This window comes from Brevundimonas sp. FV2ps16, from assembly GCF_058681075.1.
On sequence record NZ_CM178728.1, the window covers coordinates 3,220,923 to 3,245,082 of the forward strand.

The window sequence follows — 24,160 nt, forward strand, 5'->3', positions numbered from 1 at the left end:
GTTCCTCCCCACGGCGTGGGGAGGAACCGCTTGCCTGCACGCTCGGTGGCCGGCTCAGAGGTCGATGATCAGCTTGCCCTTGGCTTCGCCTGCTTCCAGCTTGCGATGGGCGTCCGCCGCCTCTTCCAGACCAAAGCGCTGCGGGTCAAGGCGAGGCATAAGCTTGCCCGCCTCAACAAGCCGGGCGATCTTTTCGAGCATTTCGCCCTGCTGCGGCCGTGCCGTGCCAAACATGATCGGCACGAGAACCAGGACCATGTGCAGGTTGGCGCCCTTCAGATAGAGCGGCGCGAGGTTGTGGCTGGCGGCGCCGACCACGGTCACTACGTCGCCTGTCGGCTTGACCATCTGGAAGGCTGCGTCGAGCGTGGCGCCGCCTACCGTATCGAAAATCAGGTCGAAGCCCTGACCATCAGTATGCTTTGCAACGATGTCTTGCGGGTTGGTGTCAGCCAGATCAACGCACGCTTGTGCGCCGGCGAGTATCGCAGCTTCGGCGCTCTCCGCTGACCGCGTCATGGCGACGACATGAGCGCCGGCAGCATGGGCGAGTTGTACGGCGGGATAACCGACGCCGCCCGCCCCGCCCGTGATCAGCACACGGCTGGCCGGCGTGATCTTCATCTTTTCGAACAGGGCGATCCAGGCAGTGGTCGCTGTGAGCGGCAGAGCGGCGGCCGTCCGGAAGTCTACATTTCTGGGCATCCTGGCGATGAGGTCCGCGTCCACCACCGCATATTCCGCAAGCGCGCCGGGAACATCGCCCTCGGGGCCGCGAAAGCCGCCGGCAAAGCCGTAAACATCATCCTCCGGACAAAAACGTGCGCCGCCTGGCCCGACGGCCTCAACGGTGCCGGCGAAGTCCGTGCCCAGCACCGCAGGGAAGGAGGCCGGCGTCATCGGCAGCTTCGCCTTTCGCACCTTGGTGTCGATCGGATTGACGCTCGTCGCTCGGATTCTCACAAGAACCTCGCCAGCGCCGGGTACCGGTTTCGGCAAATCGACGAGGCGAAGCACGTCCGGGCTTCCCTGTTCGGTCGCGACCACAGCCTTCATCGATTTCGCCTTTTCATTCTCAGATGACGGCAGATTATTCATCCATTCCGGGATAACAATGCGATTAAAATTCAGGAGACTTGTTCCGCATGGTCAGCAATAGGCATCTGCAGCACAAGACCTCCGGGATCGAGGAATTCCTACGCGTCGCAGAAGCGCTGAGTTTCAGTCGGGCTGCGAAATCGCTGGGACAGGCGCCATCCGCCACCTCGAAATCCGTCGCCCGGCTGGAAACCCGGCTTGGTGTTCGCCTGTTTCACCGCACCACACGCAGTGTGAAACTGACCGACGAAGGGGCCCTGTTCTACGCGCGGGCCAGCCGGTGGGCGGATGAACTCGACGATATGCAGAGCGCCCTTCTGAAAGACCCGGAAGAACTGAGTGGCGTGATCCGACTGGAAATGCCGGTATCGCTCGGGCGTGCGCTCATTCTTCCATTGCTGGGTCGCTTCCTTTCAGATCATCCGAAGCTCAAGGTCGAGGTCCGCATGAACGACCATCATGTGAATCTCATCGCGGAAGGTGCAGATATGGCTTTGCGGGTGGGGCGCCTTGCACGGGAGGATTTGGTTGCAACCCCGCTCGGTCGACTACGCCAGGGAACCTATGCCTGTCCCAAAAGCCTCTCACGCCATGGGCATCCCAGGGTTCCAGAAGACCTCCGCTCGCATCGGCTGATCGCCTTTCTGCCGCCCTTGGGCCGGCATAGACCCATGATCTATGCGAGCGCCGGAAACGATATTGCGATCGACACAAGCGCGGCGGTCGCAACCTTCACCAATGGCGAGGCGCTGATCGACGCAGCGATCGCGGGGATCGGCATCGCTCAAGCCCCACAGATTTATGCGAGAGATGGCGTGCGCGCGGGGGCGCTGGTGCAGGTCTTGACCGGCCAGGACGCGCCCGGCGCCCCGGTCCAACTTGTTTATCCGCCTCGAAGGCAGTTGCCCCGACGTGTCCGCGCCCTGATGGATTTTATCGTTGACGCGCTCGCAAACGAAAACGCTTCGGACGATGACCGGATATTGCTCGAACCCGAGCCTTTCGGTGAGCACGATGATGGCACGAAATCGCTGGTCTAGACCCACCCCGGAACCGGCAGTCCCTTCGACGTCAGGAACGCCGGGTTGAACAGCTTGGACGCATAGCGCGAGCCCGGATCGCACAGGCAGGTGACGATGGTCTTGCCCGGCCCGATCTCGCGGGCCAGCCGCACGGCGCCGGCGATATTGACCCCGGCCGATCCGCCCAGCGACAGGCCTTCGTACTTCACCAGATCGAACAGGATCGGCAGGAACTCCGCGTCCTCGATCCGATAGGCGTGGTCGGGTTTGAACCCTTCCAGATTGCCGGTGATCCGCGCCACCCCGATCCCCTCGGTGATCGACGAGCCCTCGCCCGTCATCTCGCCCTTGGTGAACCAGTTGAACAGGGCCGCGCCGGCGGGGTCGGCCAGGGCGATGGTCACCTCGGGCTTCTTTTCGCGCAGATAGGCGGCGACGCCCGAGATGGTGCCGCCCGACCCCACGGCCGAGACGAAGGCGTCGATCTTGCCGCCCGTCTGCTCCCAGATCTCCGGCGCGGTCGTCGTATAATGGGCGTCGCGGTTGGCGGTGTTGTCGAACTGGTTCGCCCAGATCGCCCCGGTCTCTTCGCTCTCGTTCAGTTCAGACGCCAGACGTCCCGAATAATGGACGAAATGGTTGGGGCTGGAGAAGGGGGCGGCGTCCACCTCGACCAGGCGCGCGCCCAGCGAACGGATGGCCGACTTCTTCTCCTCAGACTGGGTGCGGGGCATGACGATGACCACCGGATGGCCCAAGGCGGCGCCGACCAGGGCCAGGCCGATGCCGGTGTTCCCCGCCGTGCCCTCGACGATGGTCCCGCCGGGCTTCAGCGCGCCGGACGCCCACGCGCCCTGGACGATGGACAGGGCGGCGCGGTCCTTGATCGAACCGCCGGGGTTCATGAACTCGGCCTTGCCCAGGATTTCGCAGCCCGTCTCGTCGGACAGGCGGTTCAAGCGGACCAGCGGCGTATGGCCGATCAGGTCGATGACAGACGGTGTGACGGACACGTTTCAGCTTTCAGGCGAGGTCGAACGGGAGGGGGATCAGGCCGCGACCTGACGCTTGCCTAGGTGGATGCCGCACTCGACCTTGTCCATCCCCGACCAGCGTCCGGCCCGCGCCTCTTCGTCGTCCTGGACCGCGCGGGTGCAGGGCCAGCAGCCGATGGAGCGATAGCCCTGCTCAACCAACGGGTGACGCGGCAGGTCGTGCGCCTCCAGCCAGGCCTCGACGTCCTCGGCGTCCCAGTCCGCCAGCGGATTGATCCGCAGCACCCCGTCCAGCACCTCGAACGGCTTCAGCGTCGCCCGCGTGGAGGCCTGATAACGTTTGCGCCCGGTGATCAGGGCGTTGAATCCCGCCGTGGCGCGGGCCAACGGCCGCACCTTCCTCAGGTCACAGCAGGCGTCGGCGTCGGTCCGCCACAGGTCGTCGCGGGCGTCCAGGCTCGCCTTCTCATTCGCATCCGGCGTCACCAGCCGAACGTCGCTCAGGCCCAGGGCCTTGGTCAGTTGGGTACGATAGGACAGGGTCTGGAGGAAATGCTGACCCGTCTCCAGAAACACCACCGGCACGTCCCGGTCCGTCTCGGCGACGATGTGCAGCAGGGCCGCCGATTCCGCCCCGAACGAGGATATGGCCCCGACGCGCAGGCCCAGGGCCGGGTCCAGCGCCGCCTTCAGGATCTCCGACGCGTCCTTGCCCGCCGTCTCGCGGTTCAGCCGGTCGGCCAAACCTTGAAGGTCAGGGTCGTTCGACGCCGCCCGCCGTCTCTGCCAGATGGTCGGCGCCGGATCGACCGCCGGCTGATAGGACCCGCTGAACGCCTGATCCATCCGGGCCCAGGCCGCCGTGTCCGCGCCCGGCGCCAGCTCGACCGCGTCGAAGCCCGACCGCCGCAGATGCCGCGCCTGGTCCGGCAGGACCTTGCCCGCCGCGATCAGACGTCCGGCATAGCCCCGCTCGCGCAGCACCGCCGCCAGCGAAAAGCCGCGCCCGTCGCGAAAGGCGTCGAACTCCAGCACCAGGACGTCGGTCGCGGCGGCGGCCGCCTCGACCTCCTCCAGCGGCGTGGTGACCGACAGCCGCGGTCCGTTCTGAACCCCTTCAAGCGTTTGCAGCATCGAGCGTCTCATAGATGGCGTCGCGGAAGGGATCGGGACCGACGCGGCGCACCGTGTCGATGAACCGCTCGCCCTCGGCGCGGATTTGCAGATAGCGGTCCAGGGTCCGCTGGATGGCGGGCGCGACCTCGTCGGCCGGCAGGCTCTTGCCGACGATATCGCCGAGCGCCGCCTGTTCGTCGGGCGAACCGCCGACGGTGATCTGGTAGTATTCCTCGCCCTTCCGGTCGACGCCCAGCACGCCGATATGGCCGACATGGTGGTGGCCGCAGGCGTTGATGCACCCGCTCATATTGATCCGGACCGGCCCCAGCCGCTCCTGATAGTCCATGTCCGCCAGCCGCTTCGACAGGGCCTGGGCGACCGGGATCGACCGGGCGTTGGCCAGGCTGCAATAGTCCAGACCCGGACAGGCGATAACGTCGGTCGCCAGATCGGCGTTGGCCGTCGCCAGCCCCGCCTCCAGCAGCGCCCGCCAGACCGTCGGCACATCGTCCAGCTTCACATGCGGCAGGACCAAATTCTGCTCATAGGCGGCGCGCAATTCGTCGAAGGCGTAGCGCTCGGCCAGATCCGCCACCGCGTCCATCTGGTCCGCTGTGATGTCGCCCGGCACCCCGCCCACCGGCTTCAGCGACACCACCACCGAGGCATAACCCGCCTGGCGATGACGCCGCACATTGTTCCTCGCAAACCGGGCGAAGTCCGGGTCGGCCAGCAGGGCGCGGTCGAACGGGGCACTGGCCTTGGGCAGGTCCTCGAACGGCGGCGGGGCGAAATAGGCCTTGATCCGCTCGGCCTCGTCCTCAGGGATCCGCAGGTCTTCGTGGCGCAGGGTGGCGTAGTGCTTGTCCACCTCCTCGCGGAAGGCCTCCAGCCCGACCGAGGCGACCAGGATCTTGATCCGCGCTTTATGGATATTGTCGCGCCGCCCCAACAGGTTCCAGGCCCGCAGGATGGCGGTCAGATAGGCCAGCAGGTCGGCCGCCGGCACGGCTGAAGCGATCTCCTGGCCGATATGGGGCAGACGCCCCTGCCCCCCGCCGACAAAGACGCGGAAGGCGGTCCCGCCGTCCGCGCCACGCACGATCTGAAGGCCCACATCATGGGTCCGGATCGCCGCCCGGTCCTTCTCGGCCCCGATCACCGCGATCTTGAACTTGCGCGGCAGGAAGCTGAACTCCGGGTGGATGGTCGACCATTGGCGGATGATCTCGCACCAGGGACGCGGATCCTCGAGCTCGTCGTCGGCGGCGCCGGCGAAGACGTCGGTCGTGGTGTTGCGGATGCAGTTGCCCGAGGTCTGGATGGCGTGCATCTCGACCTCGGCCAGATCGCTCAGGATCGCGGGCAGGTCGGTCAGTGCCGGCCAGTTGTACTGGATGTTCGTCCGCGTGGTGAAATGGCCGTAGCCCTTGTCATAGGTGCGGGCGATATGGGCCAGCTGGCGCATCTGCCGACTGTTGAACGTCCCATAGGGAATGGCGACCCGCAGCATATAGGCGTGGAGCTGCAGATAGACCCCGTTCATCAGCCGCAGCGGCTTGAACTCGTCCTCGCTCAGGGCGCCGGACGCGCGGCGCGCCACCTGGTCGGAAAACTCCTCGACCCGTTCACGCACCAGGGCGTGGTCGAACTCGTCATAGCGATACATCAGGCGGACTCCCGCACCAGGCTGTTGCCCACGGTCGGTCCAGTCGCGCGGATACGCTCCTTCAGCCGGTCCCGGCCCGAAGGCGTATGGTCCTCAACCTCGAACAGATAGGGGTTCACGAAGATGTCGGGTCGCGCGGCGACCTCGGCCAGCACGATCTCCGCCGTCGCCTCATCCAGGACCGAGGCCTGGGCCAGTTGCTCCACCGGCTGATTGTCAGCGCCCGCATAGATGACGCGGCCGTCCGACAGGCGGTTCGCCGTTAGGATCTTCACGCTGCGACCTCGTCTCGCGCGTCGATCTGAACCGTCGAGAACGCCGCCGTCTCGCCGACGAACAGCAGAGCGGGCCCGCTCAGGTCTGCGCCCCGCACCAAGGCGCCCAGCCCGTCCAGCCGGCCGGTCAGAACCCGTTCGTCCGGCCGACTGCCGTTCTCGACGACGGCCACGGGGGTCGACGGGGACCGCCCGGCGGCCATCAGACGATCTGCCGTCTCTTCGGCCCGGTCCGTGCCCATATAGATGGCCAGGGTGTGGTTCGGCCCCGCCAGTCGCGACCAGTCGGCCTCGACCCCAGCGGGCTTGGCCTGAGCCGTCACGAAGGTCACCGCCTGGGCATGGTCGCGGTGGGTCAGCGGAATCCCCGCCGAGGCCGCGCAGGCCAGGGCCGCCGTCACGCCCGGCACCACGAAGACCGGCACGCCCGCCGCCCGCATGGCCTCCAGCTCCTCGCCGCCGCGACCGAAGACGAACGGATCCCCGCCCTTCAGCCGCACGACCCGGTGGCCGGCGCGAGCCTCCTCGATCATCAGGGCCTCGATCTGATCCTGGGGCACCGAATGTTCGCCACGCGCCTTGCCGACATACAGGCGTTTGGCGTCGCGCCGCGCCCGCTCCAGCACCGCATCCGGCACCAGACGGTCGTGAATAATGACGTCGGCGTCCTGCAACACTCGCAGCGCCTTCAGCGTCAGCAGCTCCGGATCGCCCGGCCCCGCCCCGACTATGTGGACCACGCCCTGTTCCGGCGCGGCCGAATTCAGCAGACGCAGCATCTCGCGCCGCGCCTCAGCCGTGCGGCCTGCCGCCGCCAGATCGGCCGCCGGTCCCCGGAAGGCCTTCTCCCAGAACCGCCGCCGGGCCATGAAGTCCGGCACATTGGCCTTGACCGTGTCGCGCAGCTCGCGCGCCAGCCGGGCGACATTGGCCAGACCGGCCGGCAGCACGCCTTCGATCCGCGAGCGCACGTCCCGCGCCAGTATGGGGGCCGATCCGCCGGTGGCGACCCCGATCACCACCTCGTCGCGGTCGATCAGGGCCGGGGTCTGGAAGTCGCTCAGATGGGGCTTGTCCACCACATTGACCTGAGCCCCCGCCGCCCGGGCAAGCGCGCCCAGCCGCGTCAGCTCATCCGCATCGTCCAGCGCCATGAAGACCAGCCGCGCGCCCGCCAGGTCCCCGGCGTCCGGCGACCGCAGCAGCGGCGTCGGCGCGGTCAGGGGCGTCTCCATCCGGGGCGGCGCCCCGTCCGGTGTGAACCACAGCAGCTCGGCCGGGGTGTTCAGAAACAGTCGCAGCTTCGCGAGCGCCGGCTCGCCGCCGCCGATGATCACGATCTTTGCGGCCTCCAGCGGGATGGCGGCGAGAAATACACGCATGGGTCTTGCTTTCAGGGTCGCCGGGAGAGGAAGAAGGGACGACGGCAGGACGCGAACCATCGGCTTCCCCGCCCAGACCCGCAAACCAGATTGCCTTTGGCGCGCTGATAGGATTTCTAACGGCGATGGCCCGTTCCCTGCTCCCGCTCAACGCCCTTCGCGCCTTCGAGGCCGCCGCGCGTCACCTGAACTTCTCGCGCGCCGCCGACGAACTGGCCGTGACGCCGGGCGCCGTCAGCCAGCAGATTCGCCTGCTCGAGGACATCGTCGGCGGCCCCCTGTTCGTGCGCGAGGCGCGCGGCCTGCAACTGACCGACCTCGGCCGCTCCTCCGTCCCCCTGCTGCGCGAAGGGTTCGAACGGCTAATGGACGCCTCGGCCCTGCTCCGCGAACCGCCGCGCCGTAAACAGGTCTCGATCAGCGTGGCGCCCGGCTTCGCCTCCAAATGGCTGATGCCGCGCATGGACGACTTCCACGCCGCCCATCCCGAGATCGAGCTGTGGATCTCGGCCGACATGGAGCCGGCCGACCTGACCGAGGGCAAGGTGGACCTCGCCGTCCGCTACGGCCCCGGCGACTATCCCGGCCTGACCGTGGACCGGCTGATGACCGAAACCGTCCTGCCCGTCTGCGCCCCGTCGCTGATGGACGGCGAACACCCGATCCGCACACCCGCCGACCTGATGCGCCACACCCTGCTGCACGACATGTCCAACGACGGCGACCCCAGCCGCCCCGACTGGGCCATGTGGCTGAAGGCGCGCGGCGTGCGCCACCCAGACCCGCGCCGGGGCTCGCGCTTCAACCAGTCGGGCCTGTTGATCGAGGCAGCCATGGCCGGCCGCGGCGTCGCCCTGGCCAAACGCACGCTGGCCCAGGCCGACCTCGCCTCCGGCCGCCTGGTCGCCCCCTTCCCCGACGGCTCCGAAGCCGTCGGCTTCGCCTATTCCGTCGTCCAACCCCGCGACCGCCGACCCTCGCCCAGCGCCACCGCCTTCGTCGCCTGGCTGAAGCGACAGGCCGTCGATCACGACAATACGATGGGTCAGCTCTAAGGGATCCGCCGCCTCGCCTCACCAGGCGGAGGGCCAGATCTTGTTGCTGCGTCGCCCCTCCCGATCGCTGTTGTCACCAACGCGCCAGCCCTTGGGACAGGGGCCGAGCCGCACGTATCGCCTCTGCTGGACGAATATCTCGGGCGGACGCGCATTCAGCCGTTCCGTGCGAAAATCGACGGTGAACCTGTCTGCGGAGCCTGTTTTGCGCGTTCGCACCAGGAATTTCTGGCCGGACAGGGTGCAGGTCTGGATCTTCCCGCCCTCGATCTCGACCGGCGCCCGCGTGATTTCACAGGCCTGCCCCTGAACCGAAGGCGTCAACTCGGCGAAACCGTCGCTGAGTTTCCGGTCGGCGCAGATCCGCACCGGCCGAGCGCCCCCGTCCGACGTCTCGACCTGCCACAGCGCCGGCGGATCCACGGCCGCCTGCCGGTCCAGCCAACGGTTGGTATCGGCCTCGCAGGCGGTCAGCATCAAGACCGCGACCAGGCCGCTCACACCACGTGTCGCCGCAATCAAACAGGCCTTAAGGCGCATGACACCCCCAATAAGTTACAAACGTAATTTGTTTTACATTTGTAGTTCAGTCAAGCCTGTCCTTTGCAGTTTCAACGCGTCTGCACCGGCGGCAACAGTCGAAGATTGAGCACGGTCTCCGGCCGCACGCGCTGGACCTCGGGCGTGGGCGGTTGCAGCCGCCAGGCCGCGCCCGCCGCAACCGCCAGCACCGCGACGGTGAACAGCAGTCCGGCGCTGGACGGCGACCAGCAACTGAGCCGCAGCGCCTGGAGTCGCGCCTCCAGCGCCGCGACGCCGCCCTGTGTCCACCCGCACCCGATCGGGCCGGCCGACGCCGATCCCGCCTTCAACAAGGCTTCCGCATAGAGCCGCCGTCGCCCGGGCCGTCCCGCCATCACCGTGGCGTCGCAGGCCAGTTCCTGGTCGAACCGCAGCAACCCGGCGCCGACATGGGCGAACGGATTGAACCAGAACAGACACACAAGCCCCGCGATGACGGCATTGACCCTCAAATCCCCCCGATCGCGGTGCGCCCGTTCGTGGGCGCGGATCAGGGCGACTTCGTCCTGCGACCATCGACGGTCCGCGTCGGCCGGCATGACCAGTCGCCCGACCAGCACGCCGACAAGGGCGGGGCCCGCCTCGCCTCGTCGCTCAAGCGCGGCGAACCGGCGCTGAGCGCTGACCATCGCCAAGGCGCTGACCAGAACGCCGGCGAACCAGGTCGACGCCAGACCGATCTGGACCTCCCGTACCGCAAACAGCCCCAGGCCCGCCGCCCCCGCAAGCGCGCCTTCCCGCGGAACACAGACCGCGACCAAGGCGACGGGAACCGCCCACCACAGTCCATAGGCGGCGCGGGGCCCGAACCGCCGGCGGAAACCCCCTCGAAGACAGACAACCAGCCCGACCGCGCCCGCCAGAGCCAGGTTCAGCTCCAGCAGCAGACCGATCAGGTCACGCATCGTCGTCCAGCCGGTCGATCAGCGCCTTCAACCGCTGACGGTCCTCGGCGCTCAGCGTCTTACGGTCTGCGAACTGGGCCACGAGCGGCGCGAGCTGCCCGCCGAACAACCGGTCCAGCAGGGTTTCGCTCTCGGCCTGCACATAGTCCGCCCGTTCCAGCACCGCCTGATAGCTGTGCCGCCCATTGGCTCGCTCGGATCGAATGGCGCCCTTTCGAAGCAGACGGTTGATCAGGGTCTTGACCGTCGCCTCGCCCCAGCTCGCCTCGGACAAGACCGCGGCGATCAGATCCTCTGCGGACAGCGGCTGGCCCCGCCACAAGGCCTCCATGACCGTGAACTCGGCGTCGGTGATCTTCATAGTCGCAGGGCTCTCGCGTGAATGTACGTTTGTAATACAGCTTTCAGCAAGCCGTGCAATCAGACTTGAGCAGGCTAACATCCTGCGCAGCCCAAATGGGACGGCTTTGTGGCGCGGGTCTTGATAGAAGGCTTGGCGCAATGCGGCGTCGCCGCTTAGAACGTCCCATAATGTTACAACCGTCTCGCAGAAGATCGAAGATCAAGAAGGCCGCCCCCCGGAGCGGTCGCTGGTTCGCGCCGGCGATCCTGGCCCTGGGCGCCGCGGTTTCCGTCTGCGCTGCGCTCTTGGCCGCCAGCCTGACCTGGCCCGCCATTCCTTTTCCGTTCGGACTCGCCGCGCATCATGAAAAACGCGCCGACCTGGCCTTGAACTCAGTCGGGGCGAGGCCGCTCGCTCTGGAACGCGCCGCCTTTGAGAATGAGCGTACGCTGGCGTCCTCGCCGGCGACCGCGACCGCCTGGCTGCGCGCGGCCTATATTCGCCAGCAAAGCTCGGGTACGCTCGACGCCGACAGTTTGCGATATATCGAGACCTCCTATCGCGTCGCTCCCCTCGGCCCCGGCGTCAGCCCCTGGAGAGTGCTTTTCGTCTTCGAAAACTGGGAGTTGATGACGCCCGGCATTCGGTTGGCGGCGCTGGCGGAAATTCGGACATTCGCCGCGTCCAACAAAGGCGCGCGCGCCCTCGTCGATACGATCAGGAGCCCGGCGGGGCGCTTGGCCGCCAGACTTGCGATCCGCAAACCTTACTACAGCCAAGCTAAAACGCAGCGTTATGCGAGCTCTACGCTGCGGTAGACCGACGAGACCGTAACATCGATCTTTAACTGTGGCCTTTTGCCAGAATAAACGTTATATTCACCAACAATGAACGCGTAGACCGCTCGCGGCTCACGTGTGAAGGGGATAGTCATGAAGAAGTTCAAGCTTGGCCACGCCGTGATCGCGGTTGCGGCATTGGCCCTGGTGGGCGGTCCTGTGACCGCCGCCGTCTGGAGCGCCGCTGCACAGGACGCCCCGCCCGCCGCCGTGTCGGCGGCCGAGCTGACCGTTCAGTTGAAGGCGGCCGTGACGCAGACGACCGCTGGCTTGGCAGGTCGTACGGTCACCCCCGCCGAGGCTCAGGCAGCCTACTCCACGGCGCTGGAGGGCGTGGTCATCGCCAGCGGCGCTGCGCCTGAAGTGGTGGTTGAAGCAATGGAGGCTGCTCTGGCCGAGCTTCGCGCCGCCGGAGCCCTGCCCCCCGCCGCAGAGGCTGCGGTTCGCCAATCGCTTGAGCGTATCCGCGCTGTAATCCAGAACGCGCCTGCAGCCACCGGCGCCGAAAATGGTTTGCCCGCCTTCGGCGCGCCCCCGGTTTCGGGTGCGGGCGGCGGCGGTCCGGATTACAGCTCTGCAGCCTAAAACGGCTGAAAACTAGACTTCAGCCGACCCTCCCCGGTCTGGCGACCTCAAGGACCTGAAGATGACGCGCATCAAAAGCAGCCAAGCCTTTCTGCGCGCCGGCGCGGCCTCGATTGCGGCCCTCAGCGTCGGCGCCGTCGCCACCGATGCGGCCGCGCAATCGGTAGCGGCCGCCCAAGCGCGGTCCGCAGACATGTTCGCGCGTGATCGCGGCGTCGGCGTGCGCGAACGCCCGAAGCCCGAATATGAAGCTCTGGGGATCAACTCCGGCGCCTTCGTGGTCTTCCCGAAGATCCAGTTCGACGCCGAGTACAACAACAACATCTTCGCCTCGGGCACGAATGAACAGGACGACGTAATCTTCCGCATCCGGCCGGAAGTGTCCGCCGAATCCGACTGGTCGCGCCACTCGCTCCAAGCCTATGCGCGCAGCGTGATCAGCCGCAACGTTGATTTCGACAGCGAAGACACGACCGACTGGACCGTGGGGGCCAGAGGCCGCCTTGATGTGGTGCGTGGCTCGTCCATAAGCGCCGGCGCCGACTATGGCCATTTCACAGAGGCTCGCACCTCCACCAACACCGCTCAGTCGTCCGCCAGTCCGATCGAATACGACCTGAGCTCGGCCTATGTCGGCGCCGTGCGCGCCAAGGGCCGTGTGCGCGTGTCCGGACGCGCCGACGTTCGCTCATGGGAATATGAAGACGGTCAGACCGCCGCCGGCGACATCATCGACCAGAGCGCACGCGACCGCACCGCCTTGTCCCTGGCGGGACGGCTTGATTACGCCCTCAGCCCCGCCACTGCGATTTTCGGCCAGATCACCGGCAACGAAAAAGACTACGACACCGGCACCGTCACCACTCCGGCGCGCGACTCGTCGGGTTATGAGGCCCTGGTCGGCGTCAATTTCGAGCTGGGCGCCGTCAGCCGCGGCGAAATCGCGGCGGGCTATATCAGCCAAAGCTACGACGACGCCGCCTATTCGGATATCGACGGCTTCGGCGGTCGCGCCCAGCTCGAGTGGTTCCCGACCGAGCTGACCACCGTCACGGCCTCAGTCTCCCGTACGATCGAGGACGCCGGAATCATCGGCTCGGCCGGCTACCTTAGCTCGGAAGTCGGCGGCAAGGTTGATCATGAACTGCTGCGCAATTTCATCGTCACCGGGCAACTCACCTACAGCGAAGACGCCTATAATGTGATCGATCGCGACGATCAGCGGCTGAACGCCTCCTTGGCCGGAACCTATCTGATCAACCGCAACTACGGCGTCACGACCACCCTGTCCTATCTGGACCTGAGTTCGGACGGCGCCCTGGCCGGGCCCAGCTATGATGTGACGCGTCTGTTCGTCTCGCTGGTCGCCCAGTTCTGACATCTGAGAACGGCGCGGGGATGGAAGCCGACATCGCTGTCGCGTCCGAAGACGGCCCTCCTCGCAATCGCACCCGGCGACGACACAGTCGCCCCCGCCCAGCCGCCTCTACGGCTGGGCGTCGCGCGGCCAATCTACGGCCGTCCGACTATTTTCTGCTGGGCGCCCCCCTCCTGATATTCAGCATCGCCCACCTTGTCGGCGGCGCGGCTGAACCAACATCGGCCTTGTGGTTCACGGCGATCATCGCGCTTCTGCTGCCTGCGACAGTCCTTTTGGGCGAGCGTCGGGATGAACTGGAGCTGATCTGGCCCGGCCGCACCATGGTTGGGCTGTTCCTCCTGGTTTTGGCCGTGGCGATCTGGACTCTTGTCGCTCCGGCGCGCGGCGCCTCGACCCCATGGGCGGTCATCAACGGCTCCGGCGCGATCACCCTGGACAAGTCCTCGACCACGGTCGAAATCATCAAGCTTTGCGCCCTGGCGAGCGTCTTCTGCCTCGGCTGTTTCGAAGGCGTTCGCAAACGCCGGGTCACGGGCGCGGTCCGCGTCATCATCGCGGTTGGCGCGGCATGGGCGGCCGTCGGCGCCGTCGTCATGCTGGCCGGTTCTACCGGCGTGCTGGGCGACCTTCATCTCAGCTCCGGCGGTCGTCTGACCGGCGGCTTCATGAGCGCCAACAGCGCCGCGACGGTTTACGGCGTTCTGCTGGTCCTCTCTGTCGCCAGTCTCGCCAGAGCAACCCGCAATTTCCGGCTCGGCCGGACCCCGCGGCGGACGTTCGCGCTCGGCGCCGCCGTGTTGTGCATTCTGCTCTTTACGACCTGCCTCCTGTCTACCGCATCCCGTATGGGCGTGGCGGCGACTTTAATCGCCGTTGTGGTGCTTCTCCTTTGGGAAACCCTCAGCCGAAAGGAAAAACCTTCGCGGCGACTGATCTTGCTGGCTCTGGCCGGCGCAACCGCCGCGGTTCTCGCGATAGGCGGCGCCGACGCCCTTTGGACCCGTCTCGAGAGCGTGGACTCCGACGCAGCAACACGCGGCGTGATATTCTCAGTCCATTGGAACGCCTTTCTTCAGTCCCCTCTGTTCGGGCACGGGCTGGGCAGTTTCAGCGCCATCAACGCCCAGCAGATGACACCCGAGAATTTCGGCGCCCTGCGAACGATCGGCGCCACCCACAATGTCTACATCCAGTGGCTCGAGGAAGCAGGCGTCCTGGGCGCTCTGCCGATGTTCGCCCTGATCGCCCTGATCATCGCCACGGCCATACGACGCTCGTCCCTGCAGGATACCGGCGCCACCCTCCAGCGGGGCCTGATCGCCGCCAACCTGGTCCTGCTGATCCATGGCGCGACGGACTATGCGATCCAGGTGCCGTCTATCGCCGCCTTCTGGGCCTATCTGCTTGGGCTGCAGTTCGCCTATGGCAAGGCGCGCACGGGCAAGTCTTCCGCCTGACACGAACCGACTGGGGCCATCCGGCTTGAAATCAAGGTTTTTGCGGGCGCCGCCGCCATGAACCTTGACTCCCGCCCGCCCCGGACCGACACGACCGGCCCATGATCACCCGCTATTCCCGCCCCGCCGCCGCCGCCATCTGGTCGCAAGAGACCAAGTACAAGATCTGGTTCGAGATCGAGGCCCATGCGGCGACCAAGATGGCCGAACTGGGCGTCATCCCCCAGGACGCGGCGGACGCCATCTGGGCCAAGGGCAAGGACGCGACCTTCGACGCCGACCGCATCGACGAGATCGAACGCACCACCAAGCACGACGTCATCGCCTTCCTGACCCACGTCGCCGAGATCGTCGGTGACGAGGCGCGGTTCCTGCACCAGGGCATGACCTCGTCCGACGTGCTGGACACCTGTTTCGCGGTCCAGCTGGCCCGCTCGTCGGACCTGCTGATCGACGGCGTGGACCGCGTCCTGGCGGCGCTGGAGACCCGCGCCAAGGAGCATAAATACACCCCGACCGTCGGGCGTTCGCACGGCATCCACGCCGAGCCCGTGACCTTCGGCCTGAAGCTGGCCGGCTATCACGCCGAATTCCAGCGCGCCAAACGCCGCCTGATCACCGCCAAGGAAGAGATCGCCACCTGCGCCATCTCCGGCGCCGTCGGCACCTTCGCCAATGTCGATCCTGCCGTCGAACAATATGTCGCCGACAAGATGGGGCTTCAGGTCGAGCCGGTCTCGACCCAGGTCATTCCGCGCGACCGCCACGCCGCCTTCTTTGCGGCCCTGGGCGTCGTCGCCAGTTCGGTCGAACGCCTCGCCGTCGAGATCCGCCACCTGCAGCGCACCGAGGTGCTGGAAGCGGAAGAGTTCTTCGACAAGGGCCAGAAGGGCTCGTCGGCCATGCCGCACAAGCGCAACCCGATCCTGACCGAGAACCTGACCGGCCTGGCCCGTCTGGTCCGCTCCGCCGTGACCCCGGCGATGGAAAACGTCGCCCTGTGGCATGAGCGGGACATCAGCCATTCGTCGGTCGAGCGCGGCATCGGGCCCGACGCCACCATCCACCTGGACTTCGCCCTGCAGCGCCTGGCCAATGTGGTCGAGCGGCTGAACGTCTATCCCGAGAACATGCAGGCCAACATCGACCGCCTGGGCGGTCTGGTGCATTCGCAACGGGTCATGCTGGCCCTGACCCAGGCCGGGATCTCGCGCGAAGCCGCCTATGCCGCCGTGCAGGAGAACGCCATGAAGGTCTGGCGCGGCGAAGGCGCCTTCCTGGACTTCCTGAAAGCCGACGAACGCGTCACCCTTCCGGCCGAGCAGCTCGAAGCCCTGTTCGACCTCGGCTATCACACCAAGAATGTGGACGTCGTGTTCAAGCGGGTGTTCGGCGAGGGGTGAGCCCCCAGCCGCAAGACGACCGCCGCATCGGCTTCCTCCCTGTCGTCGATGCGGACACCCGCCTGCTGATCCTCGGCAGTCTGCCCGGCGACGCGTCTTTGAAGGCGGCGCAATATTACGCCCATCCGCGCAATGGGTTCTGGCCCCTTATCGGCGGCTTGCTGGATGAGCCCATGGCCGCCCTGCCCTACGCCCACCGGCTGGACCGGCTGAAGGCGCGCGGCGTCGGCCTGTGGGACGTGATCGCCTCGGCCCAGCGATCCGGCAGTCTGGACGCGGCGATCCGGTCGCACGAGGCGGCGGATCTGCTCGGTCTTGTGGAGAGCTTACCCGAACTGAGGGCCGTGGCCTTCAACGGCGGTCTCGCGGCCAAGCTGGGACGGCGAATCCTAACGGGCCTCGACGGCGTCATCTTGGTCGATCTGCCGTCTTCCAGCCCCGCCCATGCAATATCCTTGTCGGCAAAGGCGGTGAGCTGGGCCATACTGGGCGACTTTCTCCCGGATAAGCCTGCCGCCTGATGATCCTGACCCTTTCCTGCCCCGACCGCCACGGCATCGTCGCGGCCGTTTCCGCCTTCCTGCTGGAGCGAGACGCCAATATCTCGGACGCCCAGCAGTTCGGCGACGCCTCCAGCGCCACCTTCTTCATGCGCGTGGTGTTCGAGCCGCGCGAGGGCGACGCCCATGAGGCGATCCACGCCGCCTTCGCGCCCCTCGCGGAGCGTTTCGCCATGGACTGGACCCTGCGGGGCCCTGCGCCGCGCAAGGTGATGATCCTGACCTCGCGCTTCGACCACTGTCTGGCGGACCTGCTGTACCGCTGGCGGATCGACGAACTGCCGATGCAGGTGACGGCCGTCGTCTCCAACCATCCGCGAGAAATGATCGGCCATGTCGATCTTGGCGACCTGCCCTTCCATCATCTGCCCGTCAGCGCCGCCGACAAGCCGGCGCAGGAGGCGGAACTGCTGCGCCTGATCGAGGAGACCGGCACGGAACTGGTCGTTCTGGCGCGCTATATGCAGATCCTGTCCGACGACCTCAGCAGCCGCCTGACCGGGCGGTGCATCAACATCCACCACTCCTTCCTGCCCGGCTTCAAGGGCGCCCGCCCCTATCACCAGGCTCATGCGCGCGGGGTGAAGGTGATCGGCGCCACCGCCCACTATGTCACGCCCGACCTGGACGAGGGCCCGATCATCGAACAGGACGTCGAACGGATCAGCCACCGCGACACCCCGGAAGATTTGATCCGTAAGGGTCGTGATATCGAGCGTCGCGTTCTGGCTCGAGCGGTTCGTCGGCACCTCGAGGATCGCGTTTTGCTGCACGGCACAAAGACCGTCGTGTTCGAAGACTGAATGGCCAAGCTGCGTCCTCTTGTCACGCCGCACGCATCCTTTAGGTGAACTCGAACGTAACCTTGTCGTGACCGCCACAGCGCGGGCCAACAGGGAACGAAACACCATGACAAATCTTCGCACGCTCATGCTCGTCGCCGTATCCGGCGGGGCGCTGATGGCGCTCGGCGCCTGCAACAACAACGAAACCACCACGCCCGCGGACTCCACCGCCATGGCGCCGGCCGAAGGCGCGGCCATGGCCCCCATGGGCGCCGACCCGATGGTGGGCGGCGCGGCCATGAGCCCGAACGAGACCATCGTCGCCAACGCCTCCAAGGCGTCGAACCTGTCCACCCTGGTCGCCGCGGTCCAGGCCGCAGACCTGGTCGAGACTCTGCAGGGCCCCGGCCCCTTCACCGTCTTCGCCCCCGACAACGCCGCCTTCGAGAAAATTCCTGAAGCCACCCGCACCGCCCTGCTGCAACCGGCGATGAAGGACGACCTGACCAAGATCCTGACCTATCACGTCGTCGCCGGCCGTCTGACCGCAGCCGACATCGCCAGCCAGGCCCAGGCCAACGGCGGGACCGCCACCCTGGAGACGGTTCAGGGCGAGGAACTGAAGGTCGCGGCAGGTCCGAACAACACCTGGGTCATCACCGACGCCAAGGGCGGCACGTCCACCATCACCCAGGCCGACGTGGCCCAGTCGAACGGAATGGTCCACGTGATCGACACGGTGTTGATGCCGTAAAAAAATATCAGTCCGGTCGGAACGGGCTGAAACCAAATCGGGCGTCTCGTGTTCTTCAAGGGCGCGAGACGCACAGTACGCCGGGTCAGACATCCCCCAACGTCCCCGGCAAAAAGAAAGGGCCGCACTTTCCCCCGGGTGCGGCCCTTTCGACGTCTGGCGTTCAGGCCCGAAGGCCGATGTCTCTGATGATTATTCGCTGCGCGGCTCGCCGGCGCGAATCTGCTCGCGGGCGATGGAGGCCAGCTCGTCGATCTTGGAGCGGATCTCGCCTTCGGACACCGACAGGCCCGAGGCCTTGAAGTCGCCGGCGACCTTGCGGAACACGTCCTCGTCGCCCGGCTGCTCCATGTCGGCGCGCACGATGGCGGCGGCGTACTGGTCGCTGCTTTCGGCCGACAGGCCCATTTTCTCGGCAGCCCACAGGCCCAACATCCTGTTGCGCCGGGCGATAGCCTTGAATTCCTGCTCCTGATCGAGGGCGAACTTGGCCTCGAAGGCCTTTTCCCGATCGTCGAAGGTCGTCATGTCGCCAGCATAGCTCCGCACGCCCCGCTAACCTCGGGGCAAGCGCCGTCTATAGCTGGACCGCGCCTGAACGCAACATGACTTCCGTCGCACCCTCGCCGATCGGCTTTCCGGCTCCGCCTTATTTGTATCGGGAGCCGCCTTAAGCTAAGGAGACCGCGAACGAGATTGACTGCCCGAACGATTCCGAAACGCGCCGCCAGGACCGGGTCTTCCCCTTTCCACCATGGCCGCGCGATTTTTGTTTCTGGAGGGCGCCCGTAAGCCGGGACCGGATTATGAACAGCAAGCGCAAGAAGATTTACGAGGGCAAGGCCAAGATCCTTTACGAAGGACCCGAGCCCGGCACCCTGATCCAGTACTTCAAGGACGACGCCACCGCGTTCAACGCTCAGAAGAAGGCGGTCCTCGAAGGCAAGGGCGTGGTCAACAATCAGATCAGCGAATTCATCATGTCGCGCCTGAACGGCATCGGCGTGACCAACCACTTCATCAAGCGCCTGAACCTGCGCGAGCAGCTGATCCGCGAAGTCGAAATCATCCCGCTGGAAGTCGTCTGCCGCAACATCGTCGCCGGCTCGATGAGCCAGCGCCTGGGCATCGAGGAAGGCACGCCCCTGCCCCGCTCGATCATCGAGTTCTACTACAAGAAGGACGAGCTCAACGACCCGATGGTCACGGAAGAGCATATCACCGCCTTCAACTGGGCCTCGACCCAGGAACTGGACGACATCCTGGCGATGACGGTGCGGGTGAACGACTATCTGTCGGGCATGTTCGGCGCGGTCGGCATCACCCTGGTCGACTTCAAGATCGAGTTCGGCCGCATCTGGGAAAACGACTTCAGCCGCGTCATCCTGGCCGACGAAATCAGCCCGGACAGCTGCCGCCTGTGGGACGCTACGACCGGCGAAAAGATGGACAAGGACCGCTTCCGCCGCGACCTGGGCAATGTCATCGAAAGCTACACCGAGGTCGCGCGTCGCCTCGGCATCATGAAGGGCATGCCGACGGTGATTCAGGGCGGCCTGCACTAATGACGGGCGTCGCGGAAGAAGGCGGCGAGTTCCGGCGGGCCATTGATCTGGCCGGAACCAGCCGCTTTCGCCGCATCGCAGGCGTCGGGCCGGTCTATGAGGTGACCGCCATCATCGGAGACCGCGTCAGGGCCTGTATGATCGACAACGACGAGGCCTTCGACTATCCGCTGGCCGACGCCGAAAACGACCCCCTGGCCTGATGTTCGCTATTTCCTTCGATCTGGACCTCAACGAGACGACCGCTATCCATCCCGCCGGGGTGAGGCAGGCGTATCGCGAGATCGAACGGACCCTGAAACGCTATGAGTTCCACCGCGTCCAACAGAGCGTCTATCTCACTGAGATCCCGGACCTCGCTAATCTGACCCTGGCCATGACCGCCCTCAAGGCTCTGCACTGGTTCCCCCAATGCGTGAAGGACGTTCGCGGCTTCCGCGTCGAGAACTGGTCCGACTTCACTCCCTTCATGAAAGGCAACGGCTGATGGCCAAAATCAAGGTTCACGTCTTCCTCAAACCCGGCGTCCTGGACGTCCAGGGCAAGGCCGTCGAAGGAGCCCTGCAAGGTCTCGGCTGGGCCGGCGTGTCCAACGCTCGCGTCGGCAAGCTGATCGAGTTCGACCTCGCCGGCGCTGAAGACCCCCAGGCCGAGGCCAAGAAGATGTGCGAGCAGCTCCTGGCGAATACGGTGATCGAAGGCTACCGCATCGAGGCGGCCTGAGACGCACAGGACTAAGGTCCGACCCTGCGCCGCCGGCGCTAAGATACCGAACAATGACAACTTGAGGTTGACCCAACCTCAATTAAAGATCATCGTTCTCTCAATCCTTGGGAGAACAACCAATGACGTTCACCGATATCCAACAGGCCCTGAAATCTCAGGGCTTCGATCCCGGTCCGATCGACGGCGTCTGGGGGACGCGGACCGCCGCGGCGGTTCGCGCCTTTCAGGCCAGCAAGGGCCTGACGGTCGATGGCATAGTCGGCCCGCGCACAGCTGCGGCCTTGGGGCTCGACGCCACGGTGACCAACCCCCTGGTGGACCCGTCGCTGGTCTGGTTCCAGGCCGCTTGGCGTCTGCTCGGCACAAAGGAAGCGCCGGGGACCGCCAACAATCCCGACATCCTGCAATGGGCGTCGGCCCTGGGCATCCCGTACAAGGGCGACGACGTCGCCTGGTGCGGTCTGTTCGTCGCCCACTGTATCGGCTCGACCCTGAGCGCCGAACCCCTGCCGAACAACCCGCTCTCCGCCCGCAACTGGTTGAAGTTCGGCGTCCAGACGACCGGGCAAACCGGGGCCGTCGCCGTCTTCTATCGCGGCGATCCGAACGGTTGGCTGGGCCACGTGGCCTTCTACATGGGTCAGGACAATGAGGCCTATCATGTCCTGGGCGGCAATCAGTCGAACGCCGTCAGCGTGGCCCGTATCGCCAAGGATCGGCTCCTGGGCTTCCGCTGGCCTTCGACGGTCCCGCCGGGATCCGGCAAGCCCGTCCTTCTGACCCCCGGCGGGCAGCTGTCGACGAACGAGGGCTGAGCTTTCCGTTCGGGATCAGGATGACTAGGTTTGGCCTCCCTATCGGAGCGCCCCATGACCTTCACCCTCACCTCCACCGACATTCAGGACGGCGGCGTCCTGCCCGACGCCCAGGTCCACGCCAAGGGAAACACCTCGCCCCACCTCGCCTGGTCCGGCGCGCCCGAGGGCACGAAGAGCTACGCCGTGACCTGTTATGACCCCGACGCCCCGACCGGTTCGGGCTTCTGGCACTGGACGGTCGCCAACCTGCCCGCCGACGTGACCGAACTGGCGACCGGCGCCGGTTCGCCCGACGGCCACCTCCCGCTCAGCGCCGTCCAGGGACGCACCGACTACGGCAAGGCCGGCTTCGGCGGCGCCGCCCCGCCTCCGGGCCACGGCCCCCACCGCTACATCTTCACCGTCTTCGCCGTGGACGTGGACCGGCTGGACGTGACCGCCGACGATTCCGGCGCCGTCTTCGGCTTCAACCTGCATTTCCACACCCTGGCCAAGGCCTCGATCACGGCGACCTACGAAAACCTGGGCTAATTCGTCGGTCGTCGCCCTTGTGGCGACACGAACCCTGACTATGTTGCGGCGCACAATGACAGACGCCGCACTCTCCCACGCCCCGCCCGCCCGTTCGCGGGCGGCGGTGGCCCTGGTGCTGATCGCCCTGGCCATGGGCGGGTTTGCGATCGGGGTGACCGAGTTCGCGGCCATGAGCATCCTGCCCGACTTCGCCGCCGGCCTCGGCGTCGACGCCCCAACGGCGGGCCATGTGATCAGCGCCTATGCCGCAGGCGTCGTGGTGGGCGCTCCGATCCTCGCGGTTCTGGGCGCGCGCAGCCCGCGCTGGCTGCTGCTGATCGGCTTCATGGCCCTGTTCGCCATCGGCAACGGCCTCTCCGCCCTCGCCCCGACCTATGAATGGATGCTGGTCTTCCGCTTCCTCAGCGGCGTGCCGCACGGCGCCTATTTCGGCGTGGCGGCCCTGGTGGCGGCCTCGGTCGTACCCCTGCACCTGCGCACCCGCGCCGTCTCGACCGTCCTAATGGGATTGACGGTGGCGACCGTGATCGGCGTGCCCTTCGCCAATCTGATCAGCCAGGCCTTCGGCTGGCGCTGGACCTTCGCCATCGTCAGCGTCCTGGCCGTCGTCACCATGGCTCTGGTCGCCCTGTTCGCCCCGCGCGATCCGGCCCACGCCGACGCCAGCCCGATGCGCGAACTGGGCGCCCTGAAGCGGAGCCAGGTCTGGCTGACCCTGGGCGTCGGCGCCATCGGCTTCGGCGGCATGTTCGCCGTCTACGCCTATCTGGCCTCGACGCTTCAGGCGGTGACCGGCGTGGGGCCGGAGATCCTGCCCTGGGTCTTCGCGTTCTTCGGCGTCGGCATGTTCCTGGGCAATATCCTGGGCGCCTGGGCCGCCGACCGGATCGGCTTCCCCGCAGCGGGCGGCCTTCTGCTCTGGAGCGCCGCCGCCCTGGCCCTCTACCCGTTCGCCGCGCCGCATCTGTGGGGGGTCATGGTCGTGGTCTTCCTGATCGGCGGTGGCGGCGGCCTGGGCTCCATCCTCCAGACCCGGCTGATGGACGTCGCCGGCGACGCCCAGACCCTTGCGGCCGCCCTGAACCACTCCGCCTTCAACACCGCCAACGCCATCGGCCCCCTGCTTGGCGGCATGGCCATCGCCGCCGGCTACGGCTGGACCTCGACCGGCTGGGTCGGTGTCGGCCTGTCTCTGGGCGGGTTTGCGATTTTTGTGGCGGCGTGGGTGGTGGGACGGAGACGCGCCGCGTCCGAGCGTTTGGCGTAACCACAGTTTATGGTAGTATGGGCTTATGGCCGACGTCACCAACGACCTCATCTACGAAGTGCTGAAGTCCATGCAGACGCGCCTGGACCGGATCGACGGCAACATCGCCGACGTGAAGGGCGAACTTCAGGCCATGCGCCTCCACCTCAACGGCCTGAACCAGGACGTCTCCAACCTGTATCAGGTCGTTGATCGCCAGGACGCCCGTCTCGGCCGGATCGAGACCCGCCTCGGACTTCTTGAACCCGCGCACTGACATTTCCTGAAAACGGTGCTAGAGGCCCGCGCCATGAGCGCAGCCGTCATCGTCTTCCCCGGTTCCAACTGTGACCGCGACTGCAGGGTCGCCGTCGAACGCTCCACGGGCGAGCCCGTCTCGATGGTCTGGCACGCCGAGACCGAACTGCCCCAGGGCCTGGACCTGATCGTCATCCCCGGCGGCTTCTCCTACGGCGACTATCTGCGCTGCGGCGCCATGGCGGCCCAGTCGCCGGTCATGCAGGCGGTCAAGAAGGCCGCAGACGACGGTGTCGCCGTGGTCGGCATCTGCAACGGCTTCCAGATCCTGTGCGAGGCAGGAATGCTGCCCGGCGCCCTGCTGCGCAACAAGGGGCTGAAATACGTCTGCAAGCCCATCGCCCTGACCGTCGCCAACGGCCAGACCCGCTTCACCGCCGGCTATCAGGGCCAGCGCGAGGTGACCATGACCCAGGGCAACGGCGACGGAAACTTCTTCGCCGACGCCGAAATCCTGGCCCGGATCGAAGGCGAGGGTCAGGTCGTGTTCCGCTATGTCGACAACCCCAACGGCTCGGTCAACGACATCGCCGGCATCCAGAATGCGCGCGGCAATGTCCTCGGCATGATGCCCCACCCGGACCGCGCTTTCGAGGCCGAACTGGGCTCCGCCGACGGCGCGACCCTGTTCCAGAGCATCTACGCGGCGGCTTGACCACTTAAAAACCCGCGTTCTCTCGCGCTTGTGACGCGCGATGATCGCGTTCTCCGCTAACCTGAAGATGCATCAGCGTCTTGGGGGCG

Annotated in this window: 29 protein-coding genes; 19 read left to right on the forward strand and 10 right to left on the reverse strand. The window is 66.3% G+C overall.

The annotated features are described in order from the left end of the window. Positions 1–54: 54 nt before the first annotated feature. Complete coding sequence (locus ACW170_RS15600; protein ID WP_492087537.1) at positions 55–1,098, reverse strand: zinc-dependent alcohol dehydrogenase family protein; 1,044 nt, start codon at positions 1,096–1,098, stop codon at positions 55–57. A 47-nt stretch (positions 1,099–1,145) separates the two neighbouring features. Here ACW170_RS15600 and ACW170_RS15605 point away from each other — a divergent pair, with 47 nt between their 5' ends. After that, positions 1,146–2,138, forward strand: coding sequence for a LysR family transcriptional regulator (locus ACW170_RS15605; protein WP_492089198.1), 993 nt, complete (start codon positions 1,146–1,148; stop codon positions 2,136–2,138). Here ACW170_RS15605 and ACW170_RS15610 read toward each other — a convergent pair. From ACW170_RS15610 to cysG, 5 genes are read right to left on the reverse strand one after another with little or no spacing between them, the layout of a single operon-like run. Then, positions 2,135–3,133 carry a cysteine synthase A gene (locus ACW170_RS15610; protein ID WP_492087538.1) on the reverse strand — a complete coding sequence of 333 codons (999 nt, stop codon included), beginning with the start codon at positions 3,131–3,133 and terminating at the stop codon, positions 2,135–2,137. The genes ACW170_RS15605 and ACW170_RS15610 overlap by 4 nt on opposite strands. A gap of 36 nt (positions 3,134–3,169) precedes the next feature. Continuing rightward, entirely contained in the window at positions 3,170–4,249 is a 1,080-nt protein-coding gene (locus tag ACW170_RS15615; RefSeq protein ID WP_492087539.1) for a phosphoadenylyl-sulfate reductase, read from the reverse strand. Further along, a complete protein-coding gene (locus tag ACW170_RS15620; RefSeq protein ID WP_492087540.1) occupies positions 4,233–5,903 on the reverse strand; it encodes a nitrite/sulfite reductase in 1,671 nt (556 codons plus the stop codon). The genes ACW170_RS15615 and ACW170_RS15620 overlap by 17 nt, the downstream gene beginning before the upstream one ends. Beyond that, positions 5,903–6,178: a DUF2849 domain-containing protein gene (locus tag ACW170_RS15625; RefSeq protein WP_492087541.1), complete on the reverse strand. Its 276-nt coding sequence runs from the start codon at positions 6,176–6,178 to the stop codon at positions 5,903–5,905. The genes ACW170_RS15620 and ACW170_RS15625 overlap by 1 nt, the downstream gene beginning before the upstream one ends. After that, the gene (gene cysG / locus ACW170_RS15630) at positions 6,175–7,560 is read right to left on the reverse strand and encodes a siroheme synthase CysG (protein ID WP_492087542.1); all 1,386 of its coding nucleotides are present in this window, start codon (positions 7,558–7,560) and stop codon (positions 6,175–6,177) included. Before cysG ends, ACW170_RS15625 begins: the two co-directional genes overlap by 4 nt. A gap of 125 nt (positions 7,561–7,685) precedes the next feature. Between cysG and gcvA the strand changes: the two genes are divergently transcribed. Further along, positions 7,686–8,615 carry a transcriptional regulator GcvA gene (gene gcvA / locus ACW170_RS15635; RefSeq protein ID WP_492087543.1) on the forward strand — a complete coding sequence of 310 codons (930 nt, stop codon included), beginning with the start codon at positions 7,686–7,688 and terminating at the stop codon, positions 8,613–8,615. Between the two features lie 18 nt (positions 8,616–8,633). Here the strand turns inward: gcvA and ACW170_RS15640 are convergent, their stop codons facing one another. The 3 genes from ACW170_RS15640 to ACW170_RS15650 all read right to left on the reverse strand — a co-directional run bounded on the left by ACW170_RS15640 (position 8,634) and on the right by ACW170_RS15650 (position 10,463). Beyond that, positions 8,634–9,116: a hypothetical protein gene (locus ACW170_RS15640; RefSeq protein ID WP_492087544.1), complete on the reverse strand. Its 483-nt coding sequence runs from the start codon at positions 9,114–9,116 to the stop codon at positions 8,634–8,636. A 110-nt stretch (positions 9,117–9,226) separates the two neighbouring features. Next, positions 9,227–10,102 (reverse strand): M56 family metallopeptidase, encoded by an 876-nt coding sequence (locus tag ACW170_RS15645; RefSeq protein WP_492087545.1) that lies wholly within the window; start codon positions 10,100–10,102, stop codon positions 9,227–9,229. Continuing rightward, positions 10,095–10,463, reverse strand: a complete 369-nt coding sequence (locus ACW170_RS15650) for a BlaI/MecI/CopY family transcriptional regulator (RefSeq protein ID WP_492087547.1) — start codon at positions 10,461–10,463, stop codon at positions 10,095–10,097. The genes ACW170_RS15645 and ACW170_RS15650 overlap by 8 nt, the downstream gene beginning before the upstream one ends. A gap of 170 nt (positions 10,464–10,633) precedes the next feature. On the opposite strand from ACW170_RS15650, the gene ACW170_RS15655 reads away from it, so the two are divergent. From ACW170_RS15655 to ACW170_RS15690, 8 genes are all read left to right on the forward strand, one after another. Then, positions 10,634–11,263 (forward strand): hypothetical protein, encoded by a 630-nt coding sequence (locus ACW170_RS15655; RefSeq protein WP_492087548.1) that lies wholly within the window; start codon positions 10,634–10,636, stop codon positions 11,261–11,263. Positions 11,264–11,377: 114 nt separating this feature from the next. After that, entirely contained in the window at positions 11,378–11,869 is a 492-nt protein-coding gene (locus ACW170_RS15660) for a hypothetical protein (RefSeq protein WP_492087549.1), read from the forward strand. Positions 11,870–11,930: 61 nt separating this feature from the next. Beyond that, positions 11,931–13,247 (forward strand): outer membrane beta-barrel protein, encoded by a 1,317-nt coding sequence (locus tag ACW170_RS15665; RefSeq protein WP_492087550.1) that lies wholly within the window; start codon positions 11,931–11,933, stop codon positions 13,245–13,247. A gap of 227 nt (positions 13,248–13,474) precedes the next feature. Continuing rightward, the gene (locus tag ACW170_RS15670) at positions 13,475–14,707 is read left to right on the forward strand and encodes an O-antigen ligase family protein (RefSeq protein ID WP_492087551.1); all 1,233 of its coding nucleotides are present in this window, start codon (positions 13,475–13,477) and stop codon (positions 14,705–14,707) included. A gap of 101 nt (positions 14,708–14,808) precedes the next feature. Further along, the gene (gene purB / locus ACW170_RS15675; RefSeq protein WP_492087552.1) at positions 14,809–16,110 is read left to right on the forward strand and encodes an adenylosuccinate lyase; all 1,302 of its coding nucleotides are present in this window, start codon (positions 14,809–14,811) and stop codon (positions 16,108–16,110) included. Then, a complete protein-coding gene (locus ACW170_RS15680; protein WP_492087553.1) occupies positions 16,107–16,631 on the forward strand; it encodes a DNA-deoxyinosine glycosylase in 525 nt (174 codons plus the stop codon). The genes purB and ACW170_RS15680 overlap by 4 nt, the downstream gene beginning before the upstream one ends. After that, positions 16,631–17,473 carry a formyltetrahydrofolate deformylase gene (purU, locus tag ACW170_RS15685; protein ID WP_492087554.1) on the forward strand — a complete coding sequence of 281 codons (843 nt, stop codon included), beginning with the start codon at positions 16,631–16,633 and terminating at the stop codon, positions 17,471–17,473. The genes ACW170_RS15680 and purU overlap by 1 nt, the downstream gene beginning before the upstream one ends. A gap of 106 nt (positions 17,474–17,579) precedes the next feature. Further along, complete coding sequence (locus tag ACW170_RS15690) at positions 17,580–18,209, forward strand: fasciclin domain-containing protein (protein ID WP_492087555.1); 630 nt, start codon at positions 17,580–17,582, stop codon at positions 18,207–18,209. Positions 18,210–18,401: 192 nt separating this feature from the next. Here ACW170_RS15690 and ACW170_RS15695 read toward each other — a convergent pair whose 3' ends face one another. Further along, on the reverse strand, positions 18,402–18,737 hold the full coding sequence (locus ACW170_RS15695) for a DUF1476 domain-containing protein (protein ID WP_492087556.1): 336 nt from the start codon (positions 18,735–18,737) through the stop codon (positions 18,402–18,404). A gap of 278 nt (positions 18,738–19,015) precedes the next feature. Between ACW170_RS15695 and purC the strand changes: the two genes are divergently transcribed. From purC to purQ, 9 genes are all read left to right on the forward strand, one after another. Next, entirely contained in the window at positions 19,016–19,774 is a 759-nt protein-coding gene (gene purC / locus ACW170_RS15700) for a phosphoribosylaminoimidazolesuccinocarboxamide synthase (RefSeq protein ID WP_008263270.1), read from the forward strand. Then, positions 19,774–19,977, forward strand: coding sequence for a hypothetical protein (locus ACW170_RS15705; RefSeq protein ID WP_492087557.1), 204 nt, complete (start codon positions 19,774–19,776; stop codon positions 19,975–19,977). The genes purC and ACW170_RS15705 overlap by 1 nt, the downstream gene beginning before the upstream one ends. Continuing rightward, on the forward strand, positions 19,977–20,261 hold the full coding sequence (locus ACW170_RS15710; RefSeq protein WP_492087558.1) for a virulence factor: 285 nt from the start codon (positions 19,977–19,979) through the stop codon (positions 20,259–20,261). Before ACW170_RS15705 ends, ACW170_RS15710 begins: the two co-directional genes overlap by 1 nt. Further along, positions 20,261–20,497: a phosphoribosylformylglycinamidine synthase subunit PurS gene (purS, locus tag ACW170_RS15715; protein ID WP_292123064.1), complete on the forward strand. Its 237-nt coding sequence runs from the start codon at positions 20,261–20,263 to the stop codon at positions 20,495–20,497. Before ACW170_RS15710 ends, purS begins: the two co-directional genes overlap by 1 nt. Positions 20,498–20,619: 122 nt before the next feature. Further along, positions 20,620–21,315: an NlpC/P60 family protein gene (locus tag ACW170_RS15720; RefSeq protein ID WP_492087559.1), complete on the forward strand. Its 696-nt coding sequence runs from the start codon at positions 20,620–20,622 to the stop codon at positions 21,313–21,315. A gap of 54 nt (positions 21,316–21,369) precedes the next feature. After that, on the forward strand, positions 21,370–21,849 hold the full coding sequence (locus tag ACW170_RS15725; protein WP_492087560.1) for a YbhB/YbcL family Raf kinase inhibitor-like protein: 480 nt from the start codon (positions 21,370–21,372) through the stop codon (positions 21,847–21,849). A gap of 55 nt (positions 21,850–21,904) precedes the next feature. Continuing rightward, on the forward strand, positions 21,905–23,119 hold the full coding sequence (locus tag ACW170_RS15730) for an MFS transporter (RefSeq protein ID WP_492087561.1): 1,215 nt from the start codon (positions 21,905–21,907) through the stop codon (positions 23,117–23,119). Between the two features lie 25 nt (positions 23,120–23,144). After that, positions 23,145–23,375: a hypothetical protein gene (locus ACW170_RS15735; RefSeq protein WP_492087562.1), complete on the forward strand. Its 231-nt coding sequence runs from the start codon at positions 23,145–23,147 to the stop codon at positions 23,373–23,375. Positions 23,376–23,408: 33 nt separating this feature from the next. Then, a complete protein-coding gene (gene purQ / locus ACW170_RS15740) occupies positions 23,409–24,071 on the forward strand; it encodes a phosphoribosylformylglycinamidine synthase subunit PurQ (protein WP_492087563.1) in 663 nt (220 codons plus the stop codon). Positions 24,072–24,160: the final 89 nt, after the last annotated feature.